At 27.6% G+C, this 24,909-nt stretch carries 20 protein-coding genes and 1 riboswitch; of the genes, 2 read left to right on the forward strand and 18 right to left on the reverse strand.

The genetic code is table 11. From position 1 onward, the window contains the following. Positions 1-205 precede the first annotated feature (205 nt). From CNEONATNEC86_RS14440 to CNEONATNEC86_RS14475, 8 genes are all read right to left on the reverse strand, one after another. The gene (locus CNEONATNEC86_RS14440) at positions 206-1,768 is read right to left on the reverse strand and encodes a TlpA family protein disulfide reductase (RefSeq protein ID WP_159136305.1); all 1,563 of its coding nucleotides are present in this window, start codon (positions 1,766-1,768) and stop codon (positions 206-208) included. A 503-nt stretch (positions 1,769-2,271) separates the two neighbouring features. Beyond that, positions 2,272-4,527, reverse strand: a complete 2,256-nt coding sequence (locus CNEONATNEC86_RS14445; protein WP_159136306.1) for a cellulose biosynthesis cyclic di-GMP-binding regulatory protein BcsB — start codon at positions 4,525-4,527, stop codon at positions 2,272-2,274. 29 nt (positions 4,528-4,556) lie between these two features. Then, positions 4,557-5,813 carry a glycosyltransferase family 2 protein gene (locus CNEONATNEC86_RS14450; RefSeq protein WP_230132205.1) on the reverse strand — a complete coding sequence of 419 codons (1,257 nt, stop codon included), beginning with the start codon at positions 5,811-5,813 and terminating at the stop codon, positions 4,557-4,559. Positions 5,814-5,842: 29 nt separating this feature from the next. Beyond that, on the reverse strand, positions 5,843-7,381 hold the full coding sequence (locus CNEONATNEC86_RS14455; protein WP_159116581.1) for a DUF2334 domain-containing protein: 1,539 nt from the start codon (positions 7,379-7,381) through the stop codon (positions 5,843-5,845). Further along, the gene (locus tag CNEONATNEC86_RS14460) at positions 7,371-8,234 is read right to left on the reverse strand and encodes a GGDEF domain-containing protein (protein WP_159136307.1); all 864 of its coding nucleotides are present in this window, start codon (positions 8,232-8,234) and stop codon (positions 7,371-7,373) included. Before CNEONATNEC86_RS14460 ends, CNEONATNEC86_RS14455 begins: the two co-directional genes overlap by 11 nt. Beyond that, the gene (wsfD, locus tag CNEONATNEC86_RS14465; protein WP_159136308.1) at positions 8,234-9,787 is read right to left on the reverse strand and encodes a glycan biosynthesis hexose transferase WsfD; all 1,554 of its coding nucleotides are present in this window, start codon (positions 9,785-9,787) and stop codon (positions 8,234-8,236) included. The genes CNEONATNEC86_RS14460 and wsfD overlap by 1 nt, the downstream gene beginning before the upstream one ends. After that, on the reverse strand, positions 9,780-11,426 hold the full coding sequence (locus tag CNEONATNEC86_RS14470; RefSeq protein WP_159136309.1) for a TlpA family protein disulfide reductase: 1,647 nt from the start codon (positions 11,424-11,426) through the stop codon (positions 9,780-9,782). The genes wsfD and CNEONATNEC86_RS14470 overlap by 8 nt, the downstream gene beginning before the upstream one ends. Positions 11,427-11,468: 42 nt before the next feature. Further along, a complete protein-coding gene (locus tag CNEONATNEC86_RS14475; RefSeq protein WP_058295892.1) occupies positions 11,469-13,220 on the reverse strand; it encodes a glycosyltransferase family 39 protein in 1,752 nt (583 codons plus the stop codon). A gap of 248 nt (positions 13,221-13,468) precedes the next feature. Between CNEONATNEC86_RS14475 and CNEONATNEC86_RS14480 the strand changes: the two genes are divergently transcribed. Together CNEONATNEC86_RS14480 and CNEONATNEC86_RS14485 are read left to right on the forward strand one after the other, a co-directional pair. Beyond that, positions 13,469-14,011: an NADH peroxidase gene (locus tag CNEONATNEC86_RS14480; RefSeq protein WP_159116586.1), complete on the forward strand. Its 543-nt coding sequence runs from the start codon at positions 13,469-13,471 to the stop codon at positions 14,009-14,011. A gap of 68 nt (positions 14,012-14,079) precedes the next feature. After that, positions 14,080-14,400, forward strand: a complete 321-nt coding sequence (locus tag CNEONATNEC86_RS14485) for a DUF1540 domain-containing protein (protein WP_058295893.1) — start codon at positions 14,080-14,082, stop codon at positions 14,398-14,400. Positions 14,401-14,468: 68 nt separating this feature from the next. Here the strand turns inward: CNEONATNEC86_RS14485 and CNEONATNEC86_RS14490 are convergent, their stop codons facing one another. The 10 genes from CNEONATNEC86_RS14490 to CNEONATNEC86_RS14535 all read right to left on the reverse strand — a co-directional run bounded on the left by CNEONATNEC86_RS14490 (position 14,469) and on the right by CNEONATNEC86_RS14535 (position 24,874). Next, on the reverse strand, positions 14,469-14,909 hold the full coding sequence (locus CNEONATNEC86_RS14490) for a GNAT family N-acetyltransferase (RefSeq protein ID WP_058295894.1): 441 nt from the start codon (positions 14,907-14,909) through the stop codon (positions 14,469-14,471). A 32-nt stretch (positions 14,910-14,941) separates the two neighbouring features. Then, on the reverse strand, positions 14,942-15,436 hold the full coding sequence (locus CNEONATNEC86_RS14495; RefSeq protein WP_125148719.1) for an HD domain-containing protein: 495 nt from the start codon (positions 15,434-15,436) through the stop codon (positions 14,942-14,944). Positions 15,437-15,600: 164 nt separating this feature from the next. Then, positions 15,601-17,172, reverse strand: a complete 1,572-nt coding sequence (locus CNEONATNEC86_RS14500; RefSeq protein ID WP_159116587.1) for an ABC transporter permease/substrate-binding protein — start codon at positions 17,170-17,172, stop codon at positions 15,601-15,603. A gap of 1 nt (position 17,173) precedes the next feature. Further along, positions 17,174-18,301: an ABC transporter ATP-binding protein gene (locus CNEONATNEC86_RS14505; RefSeq protein WP_058295897.1), complete on the reverse strand. Its 1,128-nt coding sequence runs from the start codon at positions 18,299-18,301 to the stop codon at positions 17,174-17,176. Between the two features lie 451 nt (positions 18,302-18,752). Next, positions 18,753-19,400, reverse strand: a complete 648-nt coding sequence (locus CNEONATNEC86_RS14510; RefSeq protein WP_058295898.1) for a GntR family transcriptional regulator — start codon at positions 19,398-19,400, stop codon at positions 18,753-18,755. 171 nt (positions 19,401-19,571) lie between these two features. After that, positions 19,572-20,030, reverse strand: coding sequence for a 6,7-dimethyl-8-ribityllumazine synthase (gene ribH / locus CNEONATNEC86_RS14515; RefSeq protein ID WP_125148722.1), 459 nt, complete (start codon positions 20,028-20,030; stop codon positions 19,572-19,574). A gap of 194 nt (positions 20,031-20,224) precedes the next feature. Next, the gene (locus tag CNEONATNEC86_RS14520) at positions 20,225-21,418 is read right to left on the reverse strand and encodes a bifunctional 3,4-dihydroxy-2-butanone-4-phosphate synthase/GTP cyclohydrolase II (protein ID WP_125148723.1); all 1,194 of its coding nucleotides are present in this window, start codon (positions 21,416-21,418) and stop codon (positions 20,225-20,227) included. A gap of 12 nt (positions 21,419-21,430) precedes the next feature. Continuing rightward, complete coding sequence (locus tag CNEONATNEC86_RS14525; RefSeq protein WP_125148724.1) at positions 21,431-22,084, reverse strand: riboflavin synthase; 654 nt, start codon at positions 22,082-22,084, stop codon at positions 21,431-21,433. 79 nt (positions 22,085-22,163) lie between these two features. Further along, positions 22,164-23,234 carry a bifunctional diaminohydroxyphosphoribosylaminopyrimidine deaminase/5-amino-6-(5-phosphoribosylamino)uracil reductase RibD gene (gene ribD / locus CNEONATNEC86_RS14530; RefSeq protein ID WP_125148942.1) on the reverse strand — a complete coding sequence of 357 codons (1,071 nt, stop codon included), beginning with the start codon at positions 23,232-23,234 and terminating at the stop codon, positions 22,164-22,166. A gap of 287 nt (positions 23,235-23,521) precedes the next feature. Beyond that, a riboswitch (FMN riboswitch) is annotated at positions 23,522-23,641 on the reverse strand. 42 nt (positions 23,642-23,683) lie between these two features. Further along, positions 23,684-24,874, reverse strand: coding sequence for a DUF6398 domain-containing protein (locus CNEONATNEC86_RS14535; protein WP_058295902.1), 1,191 nt, complete (start codon positions 24,872-24,874; stop codon positions 23,684-23,686). Between the last annotated feature and the right edge of the window lie 35 nt (positions 24,875-24,909).

The following is a 24,909-nucleotide window of genomic DNA, read 5'->3' on the forward strand; positions in this document are numbered from 1 at the left end:
TTTAAGTAAATATATTAATTTTACTTAGAAGAACATATCATGAGTATATCGAGCTTTATCAATTTTTGCACAACAAATAAGGCATTCCTCAAATCTTGTTTTACAAATTTTCTTATTGATTAAGCTAATATCTTCATTTCGTTCTCCTTTCTATAATCATGGTATATGTTTATATTATTCCTACAGAATAATTTTGTCAATACATTTAATTTTCTGCTCTTTTCTCTAAACTTCCATAAGTTAATAAAGCCATACATTGATCAAATGAGTATATTCCACTTCCATCTGGATTTCCAAATGCGCCATTAAATTCACTTGCAACATTATTTATTCTCATTTTCTCCATTTTATTAACAGCTAAATCTATAAGTTCTCTATCATTAAGTTCATTTCCTATTAAAGCTACTATTGAATATACTGCAGTTGATTCATATTCATAACCATTAACCACATTTCCATCAACAGTATATTTACCTAAAATACCATCTTTTTTTATTGCATTCTTTAGCCATGATATTGTGCTTTGCTTTAATTCTCCTTTCTCTGCTAGATGAAGAAGAGTTACCATAGCTTCTGCTGTATTAAGATCATCTTTTTCATATTTTTTTGTTTTATAATTATACCAGCTATAATATAACGGAAATTCATCACTTATATATCCATTTTTTACGATATCAAAACTATTCTTATAAACTTTTTTAAACCTTCTATCAGATTCTGATAATTCCTTAAGCACTTCAAAATCTGCATAACATAAAGTTAGCCTTTCAGCCTTTTGATTGTACTCAAAATCATAGCTATCTACTAAATTACCTTCTTCTACGTTATACTTATAAATTGCTTTTCTATATTTTCTTAACTCTTTATTATTCTTTCCAAATTTATCGAAGCCTTCTTTTAATGCACCATAAATTCTCAAATCATCTATTGCTGCATTTACTCTGCTTGCATTATTATCCTGAACTCTCCATGAAACAAGTTCATCATTTTTCATATACTTATTTATGTAATCTAATGTTGTTTTAAATAATTCTGCATCATTTGTAAGTTCTGCATATTCGAGCATTATTCCTTGGGATTCACTTAATATAGTTTCTTTTATATTATCCTGATTATCGTTTAGTAAAGTTGTTTTTATACCTCCTGAAGCATTAGTTAATTTATTTCTAACAAAATTTTCAGTGGCCTTATACCCGCCATCTCTTCCATATCCAATTAATGCTTCCAATTCATTATTATCATTTATTATTCCTTTAATATGTTTTATTAATGTTCCATCTTTATTTATTATCAAAGTACTTGGTATTGTATCTATTTGAAATTTATAATATGCGTTTGAAACCTTATCAAATGCAAGTGAAAATGCTATATTACTCTCTCTTAAAATCTCTTCATCCGTTCTATCTACCAAGATAAATTTTACATCATCATATTTACTCAGTACATCTTCAAATTTTCTTATATCATCTAATTTATAATTTGTAGTTCCATCAGCATTATTCCAAAACATTATTATTACTATATTATCCTTTAAATCTGATAATTTATATTGCATATCCTTTGAATCAACAAAGCTTATATCTGAAGGATTTTCATATAAATTACACAATTCTGGCATAATGTTCTTTTCTAAATTTATATTATTTTCTTCTTGTTCTAGTATTCTTTTTTCTTTAATTCTTTCACTTATAATATTTTTTCCTACAATTATACTTGATATTATTCCAATAGATGCTATTGCAATAATTATTTTTTTCTTTCTGTTCATGAAATACTCCTAATTTCTAATTTTATATTTATTATACTCTTATAAACTCTATTTTAATATATTTTATCTATGTAACACAATTTTCTCATACAGAATAATTATTTTTTTCAGATCTTGTAATTATTTTATTATCTGATTCTTCAAGAGTAGTTTTTATATTTTTAATTAATTCAATACTCAAATAAAAAAATCGCCAAGGCGACTATGATATAGTCTTCTATAAAAATGCAAATCAAATAGAATACAATAGCTTTTATAAAACGTAATCCTTTAAGCCGTCGATTTTTTCAGCGCACTCTGGATTTTCTGAGCTTGCCGAATAAAAGGCAGGCGCATATAATTTATTTTTTATTCTTTAGGAACTATGCATTAGTCTATTGCAATATTTTTTTAAATAACTTATCCACAGATTGTCCGTCAATATAATTTCCTAAAGAATAAAAAAGACTATAAATGAATATCCACTCATCTCTAGTCTTCTTTAAATATCATTATTTTTTAATTTATTTATCTTTATTATTACGCATTTTATTTCTAACTAAAATAAATACTATGCCTAAAAATAAAATAAACATAATTGAAGTTGAAGCTAAAGTATATAAAAAATATTGCTTATTTTCGATAATCTTCTTACCTAAAGAAGGCTTTACCTTTTCCTCTACATCTTTTTGAAATCTATACATTTTAGCATCTAAGTTATCATCAATTAGGATACAATCATCTTTTAATGCCCATGTAAGTTTTTCATCCTTTATAAATTTATCAATATATTCTAAAGAACTATCCTTAGCACCTGTAAGCACCAAAATTGCTTGTCCTTCTTCATATGGAGATGATAGTAACTGCATAGTTCCAACATTCTCTGCATAATTATTTGATAAAATCAGCTTTTCATTAGACAATAACTTTGTATTGCTTTCATCATATTTAAAATATAAATTTTTGTTTAAATTGCTTATAAATTTATTACTTTTTGGTGTACCAACAGCTATAATATTTTTATCTTTATAATTTACTGAGCTATTCAAGCAGTCACTTCCTCGGCAAACCTCTATATTTCCATATGGATCTGCACTTTTCCCATAAATAGCAAGCATTTTACCTGCTAATGTAAGTTCTTGTGCTTTTGCTTCATCAGGAATTACTATTAATACCTGGTTGAATCTTTCATCTTTTTGGAATGGATGTGGCAATGTGTCAAATTTAGGTACTATTGATGTATTTATTGGCAAATACAATATAGAATCCTTTGTTACATACGCCCACGGCATATCCATTTGTCTTGGTGTACAAATAAGATCTTGTATTTCTAAATCAAATGCTATGGACACCTTGCCAGCAGAAGTTCCTACAACATCTGCTGGAATTGTAAATGTTAATTCATCTCCTGATGATCTTTCTTTAGTTAATTTCTTACTTGCAATTGGAGTCTCTCCCCAATACACAGTAATTAATGAACGTGTAAAGTCTAAATTTTCACTATACCTAAACTTTAATGAAATTTTTCCTGCTGAAGATAATATATAGTCATTCAATGTAGATAAATACAAATCACTCTTTTGTCTAAATGGTCCTATAAATACCATTCCTCCATCAGTAAGGCTTTCAATTGTATAAGTATACGCTGAACTATCATTTAATTTAGTAGAATTCTTTATTACATCCGCACTTCCAATCCTCACCATAGCTACATTACTATTTTCTTGATCAACTCTATTTTCATCTGAAATCATCCGTGCACATTCTATTAGTCCTTCTTCTTTATTTGATACTAATAAAAGCATAGGATTTCCATTTGCATCATTAATAAATAACACAACTCCATTATCATTTAATTCTTTAGTATAAGGTGATACATATTCTTTCATCTCACTAGGCAGATTTTGGGTAAGTGAAACTAAAATAGTGTTTGATGAGTTGAATTTTCTATAATCACTGTATGAACCCATATTTAAATTATTTTCTTCAGATGTCTTTGTTCCTAAATTAGCAGCCAAAATCATAGAAGCAGATAATTCTCCGTTATCCTTTTTATCAGATACTAAGATAGCTGTATCTTTTGCTGTAGGATCCATAGTCGATATAAAGGGGTATGGATAATATAAAATCTTGTTATTATGATTTTCTACTTCATACCCAATTCTTGCATATGAATTTTTACTTATATTTATCCAGTTAGCACCTGAATAATCATCTATACATCCTTCATCATTATATAATCTTACATAACCTGATACTCCCAGGTTATTAAATCCCTCTTTTAATAATTCTACTGGAATTACTGCATATATTATTTGAGGTCCACTATTTTCATATTTGATTTTGCAAGAATAAAATGGCTTATTATTAATTGAAAATGTTATAGTTGCAGGAATATCAGTAATTAATTGACTTAAGGAATATTGTATACTAACTATTGCATACTTTGTATTCCAATACTTTGGTATTTTAAAATATAAGCTTTCTGTTGATAAAATCCCATTAAGTGTTTTATCAGAGCTCCATGAAAAATCTGATGAATAAGTTGTTTTGGTAACTTCTGGAAGGTCAACAATCGTCTTGCTTGGTTCACTAAGCATAGTTGAAATAATGCTATTTATTCCTTCTTCATTTGTTACTCTTTCTTCTTTATCGTCATTTTGCGGTTCTGCAAAACAATATGTAGATTGCACAAATAATGCTATTATACCTGTCACAAATATACATAATACTTTTTTACATATGCTACATTTTTTATATTTTTCATTTAATCTCCCCATATTATTAACTCTCCACCCCACTAATATATTTATGATTCAATTGACCGCTCTGTCTTATACCACTTTACTTCACGTTTAAAAATAACATCATTCAATGTTTGTACTATAGCATTTAGTACAACAAATACCCACAATTTAGAATACGTAAATAACATTATTATTACTAAAAATAATGTCTTAAAATTAAATTCATTTTTCTCTACTGCAACGGTAATTAATATATTAAGAATAAATATTAAAATAGCCATTCCCCATAATAATGTAGAAAATCCACCTAATGTAACATGAGTTATTCCTAATATACCTAATACAAAAATACTATCTGAACAAATTAATGATATTAGCATAAGAACATACACGCTGCAGTAATATAGTACATCTAGACGCATTGCTCCTGCACTTTTGTCCAAAATGTATTTAAAATTTGATGAAATAACATATAAATTTCCTTTTGCCCAACGTGTTCTCTGTTTAAACCATACTCTAAGTGAATGTGGTTCTTGCTCCCAAGTTACTGCAAATGGTATAAACTTTATTGCATATCCCATTCTATATATTCTAAAGCTTATTTCAGTATCTTCTGCTAATGCCTTTGTATCCCATCCACCTATTTCTTCTATAATACTTCTCCTTATTACAAAGTTAGTTCCTGGAATTGTACATAATTTAAAAAAGAACCATCTTCCGGCTTGATTCATACATTGATATGCTAAAGTCTCTATATTTACAAATCTTGTAATAAGAGATGCATTTTTATTTCTAGTTCTGAACTTTCCTATAACTGCGCCTAACTTATCGTCTTCCATTAAATTTTCCACAAGTATTCTTAAAGAATCTTTCTCCGGAGTATTATCGGCATCATATATTGATATAACACTGCCACTTGCAATGGAAAAGCCTATATTGAGTGCATTGGATTTTCCTCTACCTCCTACAATATTATCAGTATTTATGACTATTATTTTTCTATCCTTATTCTTTTCTTGGATTTCATGTAATACCTTTGCTGAATCATCATTTGAATTATCGTTTATAACTATTATTTCAAACTTATCTTTTGGATAATCAAACTCTAATAATGATAAAACTGTCCTTTTTATTACGATACTTTCATTATGAGCTGGGACCATAATTGATACCATTGGATATTCATCTAGCTCTATGGATTTATTATCTTTCTTTGCTTTTATATAATAAATAAATCCTCCTACAGACAAAAATACATTTATAAGCATTAAAATCCATATACATAAAATTGCAAACAGTGATAAATAATCAATTAGCATCAGAATACCCCCTTAAAATTTAAAACATATTAATGAAAGAAACTCCTTTTGTTATTTTTTCTTGCTATTATAATAAAAATTATAAAGATAAAAGAAATTATACCTACAAATACTAATAAAACTTTATTGCTATTTGACATTAATCTTGCCATTCGTCCAACAATATTTCTTTTATAATCAAAATTTTCTTCATACTTAAATGGCTCATAGCTTAATGAAACTACTTTTCCTTGAAATTTTAATATTTTATTTTCATATTTTAAAACATACTGATTTGTATATACTGATTGATCCATATCCCACATACTTTTCATCAGTACATTAGATTTCATTATTATATCTATTGTTTCTTCTATATCTTCTATGCTGTCATTTATATTCAAGTAAACTGCTGTTGAATGAACTCTTATAGGGCAAAATTCTTTATCATTTAGCATTAATGCTGGTGAAACTATATTGTGTCCATCATTATAAATCTCATTATTAAAATTATTTTTGTTCCTTTCTTCATTGCTAGATTCATATAAAAATATTGTTTTAAATCTTCTTAATATATTTTGTCCATTTTTGCTATAAATCCAATCTTTAGGTGCTTCTAAGCCAATTGGATAAACATTGTATTGAGAATAGGCTAAATATGAAGTATTAATTTTTTCATTTATTTCTTCTTCAATTACTTCTTCTCTTTGTATAATTGGACTATGGAGTATTATTGCCCCTCCATTGCTCTGAGCATATGAAAGTATTTCACAAAACTTTTTCATTGCTGGATATTCCGAATTTATATATATTGGCATGACACTTATTATATATGGAATCCTATACTTATTCATTATTTCAATTACATTAAATAATTTTTCTGGGTCTACAAATGGATATATTCCATCAAGAACAATATATTGTGCGTAATTGTGTGGAAGCCCTTTATATTGCCACATCCATAATGCAATTTCTTGAGTCAGCATTGCTTTTAAAATATCATTATCACAATCATATACTGCAATATAAGATAAATTTCCACTCCGCACAGAATAATTCCCTGAATACTTTACAGAAGCAATTTTCCCGCTTGCATATTCAAAATCCCCTTTAAGTAATATAGTATCATCTGTTTTTAAATATAAAGAAATGTCTTTTTCATTAGAGAAGTTATAATTTATCTCATATTCACTTTTACCTTGTTCTACATACCCAATCGAATTATCCATATAATTAATTATATGTTTTATTAATCCATTACCTATTACCATAAACTTATTATTACACTTATATAGTTTCTGTATAAATTTATCATCTGCATTTTCTTTCTCACTATATATAATAATATTGTTGAATTTATCAAGTTTATTTACTGAGTCCTCTATGCTGCTATACGAAACTTTATATCCAAGATAAGTTAAAATATCTGAAATAGAACCAAATTCCTTTTCATTAGATGAATTCTTATCATAAAGCAAAAGAATATCTCCATCATCACTTCCTTTACCATTTGCATATACTATATTGGTAATGCTCATAAGAAATATGATGCCTACTAGTATTATGGTAGTTATTTTCTTATACATCATACTGCATCTCGCCTTCTACTTTACTTTTATAGCCAATGACATCATCACCAAATTCAGAATTATATTCCTTAAATCCAATTTGTATATCTACAATTATTGATCTATCTGCTATTCCCCAAAATGAATTATTCTGTCCCATAGAATTTTTAATACGCTTAGCTACAATATTTGCGCCTTCTGAGTCACAAGTTAAAATAGTTCCTATTTTTCCATGTTCTTCAAGTATAAATAATTTATCCTCAAACCTAATTGTATCTTGAAATATCTTAGCCATTTTTTGTAATAATTCTTCATATTCATTTTTACTTAATATTTTTCGTAATTCTTCTCCATAACGTAATTTAGCTATCATCACTGTTATTGGAAGATTATTACGCTGGCTATATTTGATTGTGGATCTTAAATCATGATAAAAACAATTTATATTATATAATCCAGTTAATGGATCTATCATAATTGCTTTTTCAACCTGTTCTTTCAATAAAATATTTTCTAATTCTATTTTACTTAATGTCTTTGTATATAACATTATTGATAGCACTGATACTATTGGCAATATGATCCATAAATAATTAACAAGTGAAACATTTATTCCTTGAGAGTATATTTGAAATATTTTATATGATGTATAAAATACTGTCTGAGCTGCTGCTATAACAATTCCATATATATAACTAGAAAATACAGTAAGAAGTATTCCTAAGAACATTGTAATAATCATAATTTCATTTTCCAGCCTATACTGTGAATCTGATACATAGGTAATTAAAGTAACTATTGAAATTGTTATAATAAAAAGTAACATAGCAAAATCTTGAATTAAATAGTTATAATTCCTTTTCTTATCAGACATTATTCCCCTCCATTCTGAATTATATTTAATTTGTGAAATATTCCTGAGAAACAAAAGTAAATAAGTAAATCAATAGATAAACTAAAGATAAATATATGCTTATTTAATTCTGAATCTCCACTCATAACTATAGCCTGAATTGCTTGATATAATCCTGAAAAAATAACTAACATCATTATTTCTAGTGTCATATTATTACCTTTTTTATCAATTAAAAATAATCTCCTGGACTTATTTCCCCATAAAATAATAGTAAGTACATATAGCACAATTACAACCCCTATTGTCTTAGGTGCTGATTGCATTTTAAATGTGCTCCAGGATGACCAAAATAAGCTCTTGGCTTTTGGATTAAAACCAGCTTCTTTTTCATAATTTCCGCTGTAGGATATTCTTGTATTAAATGCTTCTTTTGAAGCTATATTTAACATATATACCATTGATATAGGATGCTTAATGTAATATTTGATTATATCAATTGAATTATATTTATCAAAAAATCCATTATTTAAGCTTTCATTTGCCCCTGTTGTAAGAGGGTAAAAATCATTTGTATTAGTATCTGCTAATACAGAATAATTAGAATCTATTCCAAACTCTTTTAATGTTTCTTCAGGATTTTTTGACTGAAGTAATATTCCTCTTGTCATAGCGTTATATTTACTTGATAATGTAAAATTACTTTCAAGATTAGAGCTTGACCATAAAAAGCTAAAAAATAATATCATACTTACAAAAACACATAAAGCCTTATATAAAACTTTTCTTTCCATAAAGATGAATCTTACAGATAAAATTCCCAGAAAAATGCCTAGAACTAAATATTGTTTTTCTGATGTAATTAAAATAACACCACTAATTGTGTACAATATTAACCATAAAATATCACTATCTTTATTATTAAAAGATAGTGCAGAGCAAATACATAGAAGAAAGCAAATAAAAACTAATGGTTCAGAATAAAAAGAACAAAAATAAGTAGTATATGATACATCTGAAAATATTATAATTCCCAAAATTCCTATTATTACACCTTCTGTAAAGTTATTCACTCTCTTTGCTGCATGAGTTACAATTATAAAAAATGCAGGAATAAACAATATGGTATATACTAGTCCCATAAACCTCATATCAAAAAAAGAATCCTTAGTAAAAATCTTATCCAGATTCAATGCAATTTTTATAAAGATATTAACACTAGATATTCCTTTTTCTCCTATAAAGGCCTTTTCCGGTGATACCATGTATCTGCGATTATAATAATTGAAGTAATTATCTTCCCTATTCTCCCCTATATGATCTATTCCGAAATGTCTCATATTTCTAGAAAATGATCCATCATCAGAAATTCCTAAGTATGGATATACAAATAACATGTAAACTATTAAAAATAAGGCAATAACACTTGACCATAACCCTATTGTTCTAGCTGAATATTTATCTTTCATCTTCTCATTTATTTTATTAATATAATTACTTATAAAATTATATATTTTCCTTATAATCTTATAACTTCTTAAAACCCACTTAAACTCATCTTTATTCTCATTCATTTTGATCATTACTCCTCTCTTCAAGCCTTCCATAGGCTAATAGCGCCATACATTGATCAAATGAATATATTTCTGTTCCATCTGCATTTCCAAAGGCTCCATCATATTCGTTTTGTGTATCATTTATCCTCATTTTTTCCATTCTGCTTAATGCTAAGTTTATTAATTCCTGATCATTCATCTCATTACCAATTAATGCAACAATAGCGTATACTGCTGTAGATTCATATTCATATCCGCTAACTACATCACCATTAACTTTATATCTTCCTAAAATTCCAGTATTTCTTATTGTATCTTTAATCCATGATACTGTATTTTCTTTAAGCTCACCTACTTCTACTAAATGAAGTAAAGTCATCATTGCCTCTGAACTATTTAGCTCATCCATGGTATAAGTTTCGCCATTATAATCATACTTACTATAATATAAAGGGAATTTATCACTTATATAACCATTTTCTACAATATCAATACAATTATCATAAACATCAATAAATCTTTTATCATTCTTAGATAATTCTTTTAATGTCTTAAAATCTGCATAGCATAAAGTTAATTTCTCTGCTTTTTCTTTATACTTAAAATCGTAACTATCTACTAATCTTTTTTTGCTTACATTATATTTATAAATGGAATTTCTATATTTATTTAAATTTATATTTTCTATTCCAAATTTCAATTTTCCCTCATTTAAAGCTCTATAAATTCTCAAATCATCTATAGCTGCATTTACTCTAGTGGCATTTCCATCTTGAACCTTCCAAGATACCAGCCTATCTTTTTTCATATATTCATTTATATAATTAAGTGTATTATTAAATAGATTTTTATCATTTTTTAATAAGGAATATTCGAGCATAATGCCTTGTGACTCACTTAGTGTGCTTTTCTCTTTAGTTTCAGATTTAAATTTAATATTTACTCCACCTAAATGATTAGTTAATTTTTTTGTAATAAATCTTTCTGTAGCACTATGGGCTCCTTCTAATCCATAATTAATTAGTGATTCCAGTTCACCCGTGCTCTTAATTTCTCCCGCCTTATACGTTAAAATATTACCATTTATATCTATTATTAATGTAGTTGGTACAATCTTAATTCCAAGTTCTTTATATATCTTTAAATTTTCATCAAATACTGTATGAAAAGGTATATTATTTTCATTTAAATATTTAATTGCACTTTCCTTGGTTTCCTTATCTCCATCTAGCTTATTTACTAAAAGAAATTCAACATTATCAAATTTGTTTACTATGTCTAAAAATTCATTTGATTTTTTTAGTTCTTCATTACAATATTTACACCAACTAGCCCAGAAGGTTATTACTACTACTTTTCCTTTTAAGTCTTTTATATTTAACTTACTTCCATCTTCTTTAGTAAAAAATATATTTTCACTTGTATCATATAAATTACAAGCTGTTGGTGAGAGATTCATTATTGTTGTTAACTCGGCAGGTCTTTCATCTTCATTTTTTTCACTATTATTATCTTTTAGTACATTTTCTTCACTATGATCGGTGCTGATTGGACCATTATTTAATACCAATAAAATAGTGCACGCAAAAAAGATAATACAGAAAAATACTATTAAATATAAACATGCCTTTGATATTCTTTCTAACTTGATTCTCATACGTCAACCCCTATATTAAAATATATATTGTTCATATAAAAATTATATTTTTTCGCTATATTCTTCAGTCACAGTTATTTTTACATGTCCTTCTATTATTGCTTTTTCCATATCAAAAAAGTTACTTTCTTCAGGAAAATTATGATTTTTCATTTTATTTAAGCTACTTTCTTCAGTTGCCTCTATATGTTTATTTTCTATTATAAAATCATGACTTGATGAATTATATGCAATCTTTTCTTTAGATAAATTCCTATAATATTTGTATATATCACCAACCCCTACTGCACCTAAAATAGATATAATCTGCATTGCATAATAATGATATCTTGGCTGACTTTCTAAACACATGTGAGTTATTACTGTACCAATAAATAATAAAATCATAGTGTGAGACAAATCGCTTTTTTTTAGTATAGCAATCATTCCTGCTAGCCATGAAAAAATTACTACAAACAAATAATAGTAATTACATACTTTCATATAATCATATAAATATTTTTCTATTTTGCTATTTAAGGTACCTTGATTATCCATGCATATGATATTTATTGCAGGGCTGTAATCATCATTATTCCAAAGCAATGTAAATTTTTTAAACATTAGATTAAATGTTCCGACATAATTATTTTTAACTCTTGTAATTGCTTTATCTCTGCATATTTTTTGAGCTTCTGTAGCTGAATTAGTAGTATTATAACTATCTTCTAAAAGTTTAGCATCTCCATCATTCCAACCCCCATCAGAATCTATATTCGTACCAACTAAAAGGTTATATCCAAATGAATCAATTCCATTTGCAACATTTCTGCCAATCCTATCTTCTATATGTGCTGTAATAACATTTGAGCATATTAGATAGCTGACTAATATTAATATGACACACCTCCAGCCTTTAGATATAAATACAAGTGAAACTGGAGTATCAAGAATATCTTTTTTAAGATATATCTTAGATGACAATAAGACAATAATAATAGCTATTAATAAAATCATTGCCATAGGTCTAACTGCTGAAGCAAACGCCAATAGCATTCCAAGTATGATATATTTAACTATTCCCATATATGATTGTCCACTAAATTCGTTATATTTTTTTGTTATATAAACAAACCATAGAAAACATCCAAATAGCATACAATTAAATACAGGTTCTGATGCAAGAAAGTTGCTAAAGAAAATTTGAGATGGCCAAAAAGTTGATATAAAAACAGCAAATAAAGCTGCAATACTTCCTGAAATATACCTAACAATTTTATATATAAAAAATGAACATACTATTGATGATAATACGCCAAAATAAAGACCTGTATTTAAACTATCACCAAATATTCTAAAAATTAATGATAATATATATGGGTACCCCATAACATGTGGAAACTTAGCAATATAATCACATAATCCTTCTCCTTCAGTACTTAGTGTTCCATTTTGTAATAATCGTGCAATATCGTAGTAAGTTTTATAATCAGATTCTAGTTTCATTGGTAGACTTTTAATAACTCTAATTCTTAAATATAATCCAGTTATTAAAATTAACATTAATATTATAAATTCTATAACTGATTTATTCTTCTTCATAAAGTCATGTATAAATTCTTTTGATAAAATATATAATACACAATTAAATAATAAAACTATAAAACAAGTAATAATTAAAAATGCTCCCATGTATAAAAAGTTATATTCGGAGCTTTTCCCCAAATTTTCTACACCACATATTATTATAAAAAGCATAATAACATTGAAAACTGCTATTGAGAAGTATGTAAATAAATTACTTTTAAATTCCATTTTGTATTCCTACCTATTCAAATTTTCCAGAGCGCTAAATGCAACATCAATATTTATATAATATGCTTGCTAATTGTATAATATTTCAATAATTAATTTTTTTCTTATGTCAAAAATAATTATACTTTTCTTCAACATCATAATAAGAATATTTTTAAATATATAATAATTTTATTATATATTGGTAACACTGTAATTAAGGTTTTAAATACCTGTAAATATATAAATTGTTTATGGAGGATTTTATAATGAAAAAATTTATTTGTACTGTGTGTGGATATATCCATGAAGGTGATACACCACCTGAAATCTGCCCTATTTGTAAAGTAGGTGCTGACAAATTTGAAGAAATGAAGGATGAATTAAATTTTGCTGATGAACATAGAATTGGTATAGCTGAAGGCTTAGATGATGGATTATTAGAAGGTTTACGTGCCAATTTCATGGGAGAATGTACTGAAGTTGGAATGTATATTGCAATGTCACGTGCTGCTGATAGAGAAGGTTACCCCGAAGTTGCAGAAGCTTATAAAAGAATTGCTTGGGAAGAAGCAGAGCATGCGGCTAAATTCGCTGAAATATTAGGTGAAGTAGTATGTCCTAGCTCAAAAAGCAATTTAAGTGCAAGAGTTGAAGCTGAATACGGTGCATGTGAAGGTAAAAAGAAACTTGCAACACTTGCTAAACAAAAGAATTTAGATGCTATTCATGATACTGTTCATGAAATGTGTAAAGATGAAGCTCGTCATGGTAGAGCATTCAAAGGATTACTTGATAGATATTTTAGCTAATATTTGTTATTAATTTATCAAAAGAATATTAATATTACTTTATATTATAATAAAAGGAGTTGTTTTTCGTGCAAAAAATTAATTGCGATGTACATAATTGTTCACATAACAAGGATGGTATTTGCTTTTCTAACAGAGTAGATATTGGAGGGGTATCTGCATCAAGTAGCTGTGGAACTTGTTGCGGATCATTTTTAAATAAATATTTATATAGTGATTTAACAGATAACACAAATTCTCAAGGCCAATGTGATTGTTTAATTTGTACTGCTGAAACTTGCAGATATAATGAAAATAAACTATGTTCATTATCATCTATTAATGTTTCTGGATCAAGATCTCAAATTTATTCAGAAACTGAATGTGCCAGCTTTGATTCAGCTGAATAATTTTCGTAATCTAAAATAGAATTTTAAAAGAACTTCTGAAAATAATTATTCTCAGAAGTTCTTTTAATTTAAATCTTTTTATCCATCATAATCATATTATGACATGTATTATAACCATTCTTTTTATAAAATCCTACTGTCTTATCGCTTAAGCATGTTAGCAAGAATATTTTATTTATACCTTTATCTTTTAATTTATCTTCAAAATATTTAAGAAGCTTTGCACCTGTTCCTTTGCCTTGAATGCCTGCTCTTATGCAGAATTCTTTTATTTCAAAGTTTACTCCATCATAATAATATTCATCATGACCAAGTATCATTCCTAATATATTACCATTTTCACGACATATAATACCATATGCACCGTCATAGCTTAACATTTTTAATAATCGCTTAGCGGCTGTTTCTTCTGTCCATTTATCATTCCATGGCTCAGCATTAAAACATTCTACATACATTTTTGATAATTCGTCTATATCTCTATTAGTCATTTCATAATACTCTATCATTAACATGTCTCCTTAGCTTCAAAATAATTCTATTAACTCAAATATAATTTTTCTAAAAAGTTTGTTCCTGCTTTAGTTTTAAAATATTTATTTTTTATAGATACAATACTATCATGCTTTATTTCATCTTCATATATATTTACTAAAAAATCAGCTTCTACTAGTATTTGATAATCTATATTATCAATTTTACTATAAGTATGATGATGACCAATCAAAAAGCACACTCTATCTATTATTTTTTCATCAAAATCTAACCCTTCAAGCATTTTTCTTGCAACTGGAGGTCCTTCTATTTCTTGATAATTTCCTGCTGAAGAATTATACTTTTCTTCACTTATTTTAATTCCTATGTCATGCATTATTGCTGCTATTTCTAAAATATATTGTGTTTCTTCATCTAATTTTTCTAATTCTCCAATAGATTTAGAAAAGGAATATACTTTTAAGAAATGATTTATTCTTCTCGGATCATTTGCATAATAAGCTATCATTTCATTAATTATAATGCTTGTATTATTATTCATATCCTTTGCTTTAGTAATAGATTATTATATATTTCTCTTACTAAATTACCTTCTTTCTATAATTTTTTATTATAATTATATATTGATAATTATGTAATTACAACAAAAAATATACTAATAACCATTTTCAAAATATGATTTATTAAAGTGAAAGAACTTATATTTTATACCAATCCTTGTTTTTCTAAAAAATCAACAGCTACATCTTTAGGGTCTTCTTTTAGTTCATCTACTCTATAATTTAATTCACTTACTATATCATCAGTCAATAAGTCACCTAACTCTTCAATTAAAGGCTTAATTTCAGGATATTTTTCTAAAGTTTCATAGTGTATAAGTGGAACTGCATAGTATGGTGGGAAGAAATTTTTATCATCTTCTAAAAGTGCTAAATCGTACTTTTTTAATAAACCATCAGTTGAGAATGCATCTACAACATCACTATCATTATTCATTAATGCTGCATACTTAGAACTTCCATCTATTCCTATCTCATCTTTGAAATTAAAGCCATATTTTTTCTTTAGTCCAACAACTCCATCTTCTCTGTTAAGGAATTCTAATGATGTAGTAGCCACAAACTGATCCCCTATTTTTGCTAGATCACTTATAGTATTTAAATTGTATTTTTCTGCTGTTTCTTTCTTTACAGCTAAAGCATAGGTGTTATTAAATTTCATTTGTTTTAATACCTCTATGTTATATTTATCTTTAAAATCTTTTTTTACTGTAGTATAAACTTTTTCTACATCAGATATAGGTGGATACTTAAGGATATCGCCATAGGCTGTACCACTATAATCAACATACATATCGATTGCTCCTGATTTTAATGCTGAAAATGCTATTTGAGTTCCTCCAAGTGAAAACTTACGATCTACAGAAATATCAGTTTTTCTCTCTATAAGTTCACTCAACATATTAGAAATAATTTCTTGCTCCGTGAAATCTTTACTTCCAATCGCTATTATCTTTTTATTGCTAATCTTCTGTGATCCAGTAACAACAAATACTAAAGCAATCAAACAACATGTAGTAGCTAAAACAACTTTTTGAATTCTTCTAGTCTTTGCTCTTTCTCTATTATTTTTAGTATTAGTTTTCTGTAAACTAATAGGTGTAACCAAACTTTCAACAATTCCCAATATTCCATCAACTAATAATGCTAATATACATGCTGGTATTGCACCTGCTAATATTTGATAATTATTGACTGTTCTTATTCCAGAAAAGACTAGATATCCTAATCCTCCACCTCCAATGAAAGCGGCCATAGTCATAAGTCCAACTGCTGTAACAGCTGATATTCTAATTCCTGACATAATAACAGGTAATGCAAGAGGGATTTGTACTTTTGTTAAAATTTGAAATTTAGTTAGTCCTATTCCTCTGGCTGCTTCTAACATTTGCTGATCTATATTATTAATTCCTGTAGTTGTATTCTTAATTATAGGTAAAAGTGAATATAAAATAACCATTACAATTGCTGGTGTTGTACCTATACCCAAAAATGGTATTGCAAATCCTAATAATGCCATGCTGGGAATTGCTTGTATCACACTAGCTATACCAATAACTGGTTTGTTTATTTTTTTTATATAACTTATAAGTATCCCTAATGGAATACCTATTAAAATAGCTATTCCTACTGATAATGCAGTAAGCTTTATGTGTTCAAATAACAAGGTAATTATTTGATCTTTTGCACCTAGTAAGTATTTAAATAATTCATTCATGCTAGCTCACCTCATCCGTATCTATAAATTGTCCACTAAGGGTGGTAACCAAACTGCTTTTAGTGATTATACCAATTAACTTTCCCTCATTGTCAACAACTGGTATTTGTGATATCTTATTTTCTTTTACAATTTCAAGAATATCAATTATTGTATCTTCTGGTTTCACAGTTACAAATTTATTGTTCATCATATTTTCTAATAATACACTTCTATCTGTCATCTTTTGAATTTGTTTTGCAGTAACAATTCCTAATAAATCATTACCTTTACTAATTACCATCAAGCTATCAACCTTATTTTTTTTCATTTTTTCTATGCATCTTAATAATGATGAACTTTTAAAGCAGGTAACTGGATTTTCAATCATAATGTCTTTAGCTCTAATAAATTCTGGAGAAGACCATATTCTATTTCTTCCTATGAATTCGCTTACAAAATCATTAGATGGGTTTTTTAGAATATTTTCAGGTGTATCATATTGTGCAATTTCGCCTTCATTCATTATACATATTCTATCTGATATTTTTATAGCTTCATCCATGTCATGAGTTACAAAGACAATGGTCTTCTTTAATGTATTTTGTAACTCCAATAATTCATCCTGCAATTGATTACGAGTTATAGGATCTAATGCACTAAATGGCTCGTCCATCAATATTACTTCTGGATTGGTAGCAAAAGCTCTTGCAACCCCAACTCTTTGTTGCTGTCCCCCACTTAATTCTGTTGGATAACGGTCTAAATACTCATCTTTCTCTAACCCTACCATCTCCATAAGTTCCACAGTTTTTTTACTTATTTTTTTCTTATCATTTTTTTCTATAGTTGATATAAGTTCAATATTTTCTCTTACCGTCATATGTGGAAATAATCCTGTTTGCTGAATTACATATCCAACGTTTCTTCTCAATTTAATGATATCTTTTGAAGCAATGTTTTCTCCATCAATTAGAATTTGTCCTGATGATGGATTTATTAAACGATTTATCATTTTCAAAGTAGTAGTTTTCCCACAGCCACTAGCACCTATTATTGATACTAATTCTCCTTTATTAATATTAAATGATATATCTTTCAATACTTTTTTATTTTTAAAATTCTTATTTACGTTTTTAAATTCTATCACAAAACCCTCTCCTTAATTATTTATTACAAAAAATATATCTTTATCTGAAATTTCATACTCATATTCAATTTGAATTCTCAGCATTTTATTTTTAATTGATTTGTGCAATCAAACAACAGATATAAAGATATTAATTCATATGTTCTCACTACTTTATTTAATTTTACCTTTCTTCAATATATATATTTCTTATATGGAAATCATCAACAAATGTAGAGTTTTTTGTAGCAACTTATTATTTTAATAAAGTTGTTACTTTCCAGATTATGATAAGTAACAACTTTATTATATCATTAGGTTGTTTTTATTGTCAATTTCTTTCTATTATTTTAACTTTATGGTAAATGTTTAAATTCAGAAATTGGCACAATTCTATAATATCTGTATCTCTTGAACATAAAAGCATCTAGTACTAAATAATTAGTACCAGATGCTTTTATGTAAATCAATATTATTTATTTTCGTTATCTTCTACAGGATATAAAAATTTCTTTACGCGCTCATAGCATCCCTCATCACCTATAAAATAGAAAACATCATTTTCACGTAAAACAGCATATGGCCCCGGTGACATTTGAAGACAATCATCTCTTTTTATACATATAATCGTCGCTGAAGTATTATGCCAAAAATTTATTTCAGAAATTGTCTTATTTATATGTGGCGTTTCATTAGATATCTTTATTTCAAATGGTATGAAAGGATTTATAGATTTAAATCTATCTGTTCTATCTATCAATTCAAATAAATGTTCTTTTAAATACTCATTTTCTTTCTTTTGACGTTCCAAGCTTGCTAGTATTTCATTTCTTAAATCATTAACAGTTTTTACATCATTGTATTGCCTAATAAAATTAATTGCATTTTCAGTAGATTTAATTATAACACCACTACCTTTAGTAGTATCTACAATATCCATATCTGACAATATACAAATAGCCCTTCTAGCAGTTTCCGATGAAACTCCATACTGGCTAGCAAGAACAGAACGTGCATATATCTTTTGTCCTAATTCATAGTGCCCATTTGCTATTTTAGACGCGATATCAGCAGCAATTTGTTGATAAACAGGACTTACTAATTTTACTTTTTTCTCCATCTTAACTTCTATCCTCTTATTAAAATTATTATTAATTGTTCCAGCAGTATTTTACCATATTTTTTTATTTTTAACTATTACTATTTAAAAAAAGATAGGAATATATTTATATTAAACACTTCCTATCTTACCGTATCATTAATGAATTATATTTTATTATATTATTATTGATTAAATTTCTCTTAATAAGTTAGCCATTTCAATTGCTGAAACTGCACATTCATATCCCTTATTACCTGCTTTTGTTCCTGCTCTTTCAATAGCTTGTTCAATATTATTAGTAGTAAGTACTCCAAATAACACTGGTTTTTCTGTATCTAAAGATACGCTTGCTATTCCTTTTGATACTTCAGCACAGACATAATCATAATGAGATGTAGATCCTTTTATTACAGCCCCTAAACATATCACAGCATCATATTTATCATTTTTAGCCATCTTTTTAGCTATAAGTGGTATTTCAAATGCACCTGGTACATAAGCTACATCGATATCTTCTTCCCTAGCTCCATGTCTTTTTAAAGCATCAAAAGCTCCTTCTAAAAGTTTGCCGCCTATAAATTCATTGAATCTTCCTACTACTATACCAAATTTTAATCCTTCTGCTATTAACTTTCCTTCAAATTTCATCTTTCTTCCTCCTAAAATTTCATCTATTTAAATTTAATTTTTATCGCAAACTGTAAACTTACTAGTCCCTTATTATATAATTTCGCCCTTATAAAACAACCAATCTATTTTTTTATTTAATATTCAGTATACATTTTTTCAATTAATTACTTCAAAATGTGCTAGTCTATTTCTTCTAGTAAGATAAGAACAATTTATAATTCCAATAAATGATTCATTCTTTCTTTTTTAGTTTTCAAATAAAATACATCATTTTTATTAGGTTTAATTTGTATTGGTACTCTTTCAATCACTTTAATATCATTTTTCACCAATCCTTCTATTTTTGCCAAATTATTTGTAATAAGCTTAACTTCACTGACTCCTAATATTTTTAGCATATCTGCACTTATCTTATAGTCTCTCATATCTTCTTCAAATCCTAAAGCTAAGTTTGCATCAACTGTATCTAAGCCTGTGTCTTGAAGAGCATATGCTTTAATTTTATTTAATAAACCTATTCCACGGCCTTCCTGTCTCATATATAGAAGTATTCCTGAACCTTCTTCTTCTATCATTTTCATAGCTGCTTCATACTGCTCACCACAATCACATTTTTTAGATCCAAATGCATCACCTGTTAAACATTCTGAATGAACTCGTGTAAGTATTGCTTCATTTTCACTTATGTCACCTTTAATTAAAGCTACATGGCATAATTCAGATTTTTTTTCCTTAAATCCAATCATTCTAAAATCTCCAAACTTAGTTGGAAGTTTTGCCTCAGCTTCTTTAGTAACTAAAATATCCTCCTTTCTTCTATAATTTATCAAATCTTTTATTGTTATCATCTTTAAATTATGTTTTTTTGCAAAAGCAAACAAATCATCACGTCTTGCCATAGTCCCATCATCTTTGATAATTTCACAAATAGCAGCACATCCTTTTAAGCCTGCAAGTTTTGCTAAATCAACTGAAGCTTCTGTATGTCCAATTCTGTCTAGAACACCACTCTTTTTTGCTATAAGTGGAAATATATGTCCTGGCCTTCTAAAATCACTATAATTATCAGATTCTGCAATTTTATTTATTGTTAAGGCTCTTTCATATGCAGATATCCCTGTTGTTGTATCCTTATAATCAACTGAAACAGTAAAAGCAGTTTCATGATTGTCAGTATTATTCTCTACCATAGGATTAAGCTTAAGTTTATCTGCAATTTCCTCTTCAATTGGTACACACAAAAGACCTTTAGCATACTTAATCATAAAATTTACTGCCTCTGGAGTTGCCTTCTCAGCAGCTATAACTAGATCCCCTTCATTTTCTCTATCTTCATCATCTACTACTATAATCATTTTCCCGTTCTTTATGTCTTCTATCGCTTCTTCTATAGAATTAAATTTCATTTTATATCACTCCTAAAAACCATTCTTAATTAAAAATTCTCTTGTAATGTTGCTCTGTTTTTCTTTATCTTCTTTCTCCATAAAATTAGTAAACTTCTCTATATATTTTCCTACTAAATCACACTCTAAATTAACTTTTGAATTAAGGTTTTTATATATTAAATTTGTATTTTTTAAAGTGTGAGGAATTATAGAAACTTTAAACAACTCATCATCAACATATGCAACCGTAAGGCTTATACCATCAATACATATAGATCCTTTCTCAATTATATACTTGAGTATGTTTTTACCTGTTTTTATTGAAAACCAAGTCCCATCAATGTTTTCTTCTATAGATACTATTTGTCCAATTCCATCTATATGTCCACTGACAATATGCCCTCCAAGTCTTCCATTAAAACACAGTGCTCTTTCTAAGTTAACTTTACTTTTATATTCACATTCTCCTAAGCTACTTCTTTGAAGAGTTTCTCCCATTATATCTGCTTTAAAATAGTTTTCTCCCTTTTCTGTGACAGTCAGGCATACACCATTAGTACAAATGCTGTCACCAATATTGGTTTCTTGTAACACTTTAATACATTCTACTTTTATGACTCCAAATTCATTTCCTGTGCATAATTCTTTTACAGTTCCAACTTCCTCAATTATCCCAGTAAACATTTAACTCCTCCTTTCCTAGTTAATCTTATAAATTATATTTAAAATTCTTACATACACATAGATTAAGCTTATCATAGTATTACTTCTTAATATATCCTTCAACTATCAAATCATCATTTATATTTTTATAACTTATTTCATTTAAATTTATGCAATCATATAATCTAGAAAATCCTTGCCCACCTATGCTGCTTTTGCTCTTATGGCCACCTAAAATTTTAGGTGCTATATAAAACCTAATTTTATCTACTATTCCTTCTTCTAATGCAGAAAAGTTAAGCTCACTTCCACCTTCAATTAGAATAGAATCAATATTTTTTTCACCTATCGCTTGTAATAATTCACTTAAATCCACCTTATTATTTTTAAGTGATGTAGTTATTATGCTTATTCCCATATCCTCTAAAATTCTTTTTTTATTTTCATCAGCTTTTTCTGTTGTTGCAATTATAGTAAGATATGGATTGATTTTTACCACCTTAGAATCTATGGGAATTCTAAGAGAACTATCAACTATTATTTTTATAGGATTTCTTCCACCTTTTATTCTGCATGTGAGCTCTGGATCATCTAAAAGAACTGTATTAATTCCAACCATTATTGCATATAATTTATTTCTAAGATTATGTGCATCCTTTCTACTTTCTTCGCACGTAATCCACTTTGATTCTCCTGTATATGTTGCTATTTTCCCGTCTAAAGACATACCAGCCTTAAGCAAAACAAATGGTATTTTACTTGTTATATATTTAATGAATATCTCATTTAACTTTTTACATTCTTTTTCTCTTACGCCTACTGTAACCTCTATATTATTTTCCCTTAGTTTTTCAATACTCTTGCCTGCAACTAATGGATTTGGATCAATCATTCCTATAACTACTCTTCTAATTTTTTTTTCTATAATCATATCTACACAAGGAGGTTGTCTTCCAAAATGAAAACATGGCTCTAAAGTAACATATATTGTACTTCCCTCCATATTTTTATTACAGCTTTTTACAGCATTTCTTTCAGCATGTTCTTTTCCATACTGCTCATGATATCCTGAGCCTATAATTTTATTATTCTTTACTATTACTGCTCCTACAAGTGGATTAGGATTAACTTTTCCCTCGCCCTTTAATGCTAGTTTTATTGCAAAATCCATATAGAAATCATCATTCACTATATTCACCCCTTAAATAAAATTCAGATTATTTTTTATGAACTAAAAAAAGCCCTAAGAATAAATTCTTAGGGCAAAATATAATATTTAACAATTATTCACAACATATTGTTTTATATTTAACAACATCACAATTACACTTAAATATGAAGACTAATATTAATTCTAATACTGATATTTATATAAAAAACCTTGAACATATATTGTTCAAGGCATAAAAATCAATATAAAATAACATATTTCTTCATAGTGAAATAATTATTATATACATATATCTTCTTTCATCCAGACTATACTGTTGGCCTCGGAGTTAAACCGAATCTGCTTTTTATTTAAAGCTCGCGGGCTATACCGCCAGTAGGGAATTACACCCTGCCCTGAAGATTGTCATATTAAATTATATTTATATTGTATTATAAAGTACTATTAAATTAAAGTACTGCAACTTTTTTTGTAATATCTTTTAACCAATTAACCATTTCTTCATCATTCCAAATTTGAAGACCAAACTTTGCATATCTCATAGCTTCTTCGTCTCCGCCTAATTTAGCCATATGTGGTTTAACAGCTGGAATTTCTTTTTCTTTTGTTAAATAATCAACAACTACTGGATTTCTCTTATATGCTTTTTTTAAAGAAATTTCAGCATCGCTTAATCTTCCTAATCTATATAACACTGCTGCTCTATTATAATTAGTCGCTGCAATAATGTCATTTTCATAATTATCTAAAAATACTTTTGCATCATCATATTTCTCATCTATTAAAAGCCAGTTTGATACTAATCCTCTAACTAACATTTTATCAGTTTTATCATATTTTACAATTTCTAAAGCTGTTTCTATAGCCTCATCTTTTCTTTCCATTTCCCATAACTTAGTTGCTAATAAATATTTAGCACCAAATAGTGGTTCTGCTGGTTTTACTAAGAATACTCTTGGATCTGTATCTTCCATCTTTTCAATCTTAAGAACATTTTCTGCTGCTTTTACCGCTCTCTTTAAGTATTTAACCTTTTGATCATCACTTAATCTTGCATCTCTTGATAAAATTACATATGCATCAGCACAGTCTTTATATATTGATAATGCTTGCATAGCTATTTTATATTTACTCGCATAACTTTTTTCTTTCCAAGCTAAATCAATAACCTTTTGAGATATTATGTATTTTTTTTCAACTTGCACTCTAAATGATTCTTCATCTTTTTTATCCGCAGTAGCTAAAACTTCCTTCTTAACTTCTGACAGATTATTATTTGAACTAACAATCCATTTTTTATCTTCATCAGATAAATTAAGTAAAGCTTTAATTTCTTTAGACTTGCTTGTTACTGTACTACTACTTACTTCAAACGCTTTATATAAATCCGTTGCTTTTATATAAGGCTCTTCTTTAGAATCGAATAAATCATTAAAACTTCCTATTGCATGTACAATGCCAGCTGCCCAAGAAACACTTTTTCCCTTTTTAACAGCTTCTTCATTACCATTAAATAGAGTTTCTGCCGCTACTAAACAGACATCTTTATATGCATCATTAAGGTGTTCATCTGAAAAAACTTTTATTTTATCGACTACTTCATCATACTTCTTAGCTATTACGTTAGATAATTCTTGCATTACTTTTGATAGCTCCTTTTTTAATTGTTTATCTT

Origin of the sequence: Clostridium neonatale, assembly GCF_900465025.1 — a bacterium.
Lineage (GTDB): Bacteria > Bacillota > Clostridia > Clostridiales > Clostridiaceae > Clostridium > Clostridium neonatale.

Bases quoted from the DNA above. Each gene is read 5' to 3' on its own strand.
- CNEONATNEC86_RS14440 (WP_159136305.1), bottom strand. From the start codon at position 1,768: ATGAACAGAAAGAAAAAAATAATTATTGCAATAGCATCTATTGGAATA.
- CNEONATNEC86_RS14470 (WP_159136309.1), bottom strand. From the start codon at position 11,426: ATGAGAATCAAGTTAGAAAGAATATCAAAGGCATGTTTATATTTAATA.
- CNEONATNEC86_RS14535 (WP_058295902.1), bottom strand. From the start codon at position 24,874: ATGCAAGAATTATCTAACGTAATAGCTAAGAAGTATGATGAAGTAGTC.
- CNEONATNEC86_RS14480 (WP_159116586.1), top strand. From the start codon at position 13,469: ATGAAAAAATTTATTTGTACTGTGTGTGGATATATCCATGAAGGTGAT.
- CNEONATNEC86_RS14455 (WP_159116581.1), bottom strand. From the start codon at position 7,381: ATGATGTATAAGAAAATAACTACCATAATACTAGTAGGCATCATATTT.
- CNEONATNEC86_RS14460 (WP_159136307.1), bottom strand. From the start codon at position 8,234: ATGTCTGATAAGAAAAGGAATTATAACTATTTAATTCAAGATTTTGCT.
- wsfD (WP_159136308.1), bottom strand. From the start codon at position 9,787: ATGAATGAGAATAAAGATGAGTTTAAGTGGGTTTTAAGAAGTTATAAG.
- CNEONATNEC86_RS14475 (WP_058295892.1), bottom strand. From the start codon at position 13,220: ATGGAATTTAAAAGTAATTTATTTACATACTTCTCAATAGCAGTTTTC.
- CNEONATNEC86_RS14510 (WP_058295898.1), bottom strand. From the start codon at position 19,400: ATGGAGAAAAAAGTAAAATTAGTAAGTCCTGTTTATCAACAAATTGCT.
- CNEONATNEC86_RS14500 (WP_159116587.1), bottom strand. From the start codon at position 17,172: ATGAATGAATTATTTAAATACTTACTAGGTGCAAAAGATCAAATAATT.
- CNEONATNEC86_RS14450 (WP_230132205.1), bottom strand. From the start codon at position 5,813: ATGCTAATTGATTATTTATCACTGTTTGCAATTTTATGTATATGGATT.
- ribD (WP_125148942.1), bottom strand. From the start codon at position 23,234: ATGGATTTTGCAATAAAACTAGCATTAAAGGGCGAGGGAAAAGTTAAT.
- CNEONATNEC86_RS14490 (WP_058295894.1), bottom strand. From the start codon at position 14,909: ATGATAGAGTATTATGAAATGACTAATAGAGATATAGACGAATTATCA.
- CNEONATNEC86_RS14520 (WP_125148723.1), bottom strand. From the start codon at position 21,418: ATGAAATTTAATTCTATAGAAGAAGCGATAGAAGACATAAAGAACGGG.
- ribH (WP_125148722.1), bottom strand. From the start codon at position 20,030: ATGAAATTTGAAGGAAAGTTAATAGCAGAAGGATTAAAATTTGGTATA.
- CNEONATNEC86_RS14445 (WP_159136306.1), bottom strand. From the start codon at position 4,527: ATGGGGAGATTAAATGAAAAATATAAAAAATGTAGCATATGTAAAAAA.
- CNEONATNEC86_RS14495 (WP_125148719.1), bottom strand. From the start codon at position 15,436: ATGAATAATAATACAAGCATTATAATTAATGAAATGATAGCTTATTAT.
- CNEONATNEC86_RS14525 (WP_125148724.1), bottom strand. From the start codon at position 22,084: ATGTTTACTGGGATAATTGAGGAAGTTGGAACTGTAAAAGAATTATGC.